The sequence below is a fragment of the Idiomarina fontislapidosi genome (genome assembly GCF_003226255.1).
GTDB lineage: Bacteria > Pseudomonadota > Gammaproteobacteria > Enterobacterales > Alteromonadaceae > Idiomarina > Idiomarina fontislapidosi.
The window spans coordinates 1-2,603 of sequence record NZ_QJST01000036.1 but is presented as its reverse complement, the minus strand read 5'-3'; the positions used below and the strand labels follow the sequence as shown (position 1 = coordinate 2,603).

The 2,603-nt window shown below is 51.2% G+C and carries 2 protein-coding genes; both read right to left on the bottom strand.

The features are described 5' to 3' along the window. Positions 1–79: 79 nt before the first annotated feature. Positions 80–799: an IS21-like element helper ATPase IstB gene (gene istB / locus DFP83_RS13390; protein ID WP_110576574.1), complete on the bottom strand. Its 720-nt coding sequence runs from the start codon at positions 797–799 to the stop codon at positions 80–82. Between the two features lie 38 nt (positions 800–837). Continuing rightward, complete coding sequence (gene istA, locus DFP83_RS13385; protein ID WP_110576572.1) at positions 838–2,376, bottom strand: IS21 family transposase; 1,539 nt, start codon at positions 2,374–2,376, stop codon at positions 838–840. Between the last annotated feature and the right edge of the window lie 227 nt (positions 2,377–2,603).

Sequence of the window (2,603 nt, the reverse complement as noted above, 5' to 3'; positions counted from 1 at the left end):
TGCGTATTTCGGTGATTCCGAACAGCGATTCCGGAGTTATCCGATCACCTGTTAGCCGTTCTTTTTCATAACCCTCTTTTTACGCTAAGTGATCGGATTGGTCTAGCTTTCTCATGGATTCTCCTGTCAGTTCGATTCGGTGACTGTTGTGCAATAAGCGGTCAAGTAAGGCGTCGGCAATGGTGGGACTGGGTATCAGCTTGTACCACTCGCTGGTGGGGATTTGACTGGCGATAATGGTGCTGGATTGTTGGTAGCGTATTTCCATCACATCAAGCAGGTCATTCGCCTGACGAGCACTTAACTTCTCCATGCCCCAGTCATCAAGGATAAGGAGTTTACGCTTCGCTAAGGTATTCAACTGCTGTCGGTAAGAGCCGTCAGCATGTCCAACGTGTAACTCATCCAGCAGCTCTCCGAGGCGGTAATAACGGGCACTGTGATGTTGTTCACAGGCCTGCGTTGCCAGCGCACAAGCCAGGTGGTTTTTACCACAGCCTGTTGCCCCGGTGATGATAATGTTCTGGTTGTAGTGCAGATATTGCCCGCTTAGTAGCGTCGCTATTTTTTCTTTCTTAAGCCCACGCCCACTGCGGTAAGCGATACCGCTCGGCCGGGCATCGAAGCGCAGCTTTGCCTGGCGGGTCAGACGTTTTACTTTGGTGTTGTCACGGCACAGTATTTCGTGGGTGGCGAGCAGACCGAGACGCTCTTCGAAGCTCATGTCGGTATAGGTATCCGGTTGCTCTTGCTGCTGTTGTAACGCCTGACAGAAGTGCCCCAGCCGTAATGCACGCAGTTGTTCATGGAGTGATGATCAGCTCATAATGATCGTCCTTATTGGTAATAGTGTTGTCCACGGATATTGGGATGGTTAACCGCCGGCGAGTCGTCGGCTTCGGTATGCGTGAGGTCTTGCTCTTTATTATTTGCCAGCAGGTTCAGAATGACCTTGCGGTGTGGTTGCTCGAGCACTAGCGCTTTCTGACAGGCGGCTTCAAGCCGCTCCTGTCCATATTTACTGCCCAGATTAAGGATGGCTAGGCAGCTTTTTATTGCCTGCTCCGGATGTTGTCGACGAGCCAGTTGGGCTGCAATAACCGCACGAGTGCCGCTGCCGATGGTTTCAGCCCAGCCAAGCAGGCGCTCAACACCCCAGCGCTGTTTTACGTGAGCATCCGGCATATGCTCTTTAATCGTACTAAACGCGCCGGGCTGATGTTTTCTGGGGTGCTGTGCCACGACCTTACCCTGATAGTAAAAGCAGATGATTTGCGCTGTTGCTTCCAGTGTGACGGTCTGTCCCACCAGGTTGTGGGGTACAGAGTAAGCGTGCTTAGCGTACAGAACATGGTAGTCCGGTCCGACCCGGGCTTGTTTACTGTCGATGTATTGATAGCCATACGCAGGCAACGGCATTAGCGCTGGTTTATCAAGACGGATATAAAGTTCGTGCCGTGAGCCCGGGTGAACGCGTTGCTGACGGTGATTAAGCTCAACCAGCAGCTCCCGGATCCGCTGATTAAGGCTGGATAGCGTATAAAAGTGATTATGTCGCAGACGCATTAAGATCCATCGCTCGACGATAAGAACGGCGTTTTCTGCTTTTGATTTGTCTTTGGGTTTATAAGGTCGGGCTGGCATGATGGCGGTGTTGTAATGACGCGCCATGCGCGCATAGTTTTCATTTAACACCGGTGCGTAGCGGTTTGCCCTGGTGACCGCCGAGCGCAGATTATCCGGCACCAGCAACTGTGGTACGCCACCGAAGAACTCAAAGGCGCGTACGTGCGCCATGATCCAGTCTTCCAGTTGTTGTGAACGCCCGGCTTCAACATAGGTGTAATTTGAAGCACCCAAGGTTGCCACGAAGACTTGTGCGTTATAGCGAACTTCACCGGTATCGGGATTGAGGATAGGCACTGTCGGGCCGCAGTAATCGATAAATAGTTTATCGCCGGCAAGGTGTAATTGTCGCATGCTGCGCTTTTGGGTCTTGCGCCAACTGCGATAGTGCTCACAGAACTGCGTGTAACCATAGGCAGTGGCTGAGTCCTTTTCCCGGTACTCGCGCCACAACAGTAGCTTTGTCATCCCTTTACGCTTGAGCTCTTGATGCATTTCATAAAAATCTGGCTGGCGTTTGGCGCGGGACACATTCCGGCCTTTGTAAACAGCTGCTTCAAGCTCAGTGTCACTGCACTCGTCAGGCAACGGCCAGGTGAGTTCACTGGCAGCAAAGCGCGATAAAATCTCGCTAACGGTCGCGGGGCCGACAGACAAGCATTTACTGATGTCTCTCAAACTGAGCCCGGCATCAAACCGAAGTCTCAGGGTGTCTTTTATCTTACTCATTTGGGTTCTCTTTCTAGCCATGGTCAGCCATTCCTCAATGCAGTTGCGTTGAGTTGAGCTTACCAGTTGATTTAGTTAGAAAAAGAACGGTATTTCGGCATTCCGATCACCGATTTCGGCAATCCGAACAGTGATTTCGGAAAAAGACTAAAAGTGATCGGATAAAACCGAAACAGGTGATCGGTTTAAACCGAAATGGGTGATCGGATTGAACCGAAATGAGTGTTCGGATTCATCCGAAACATGCA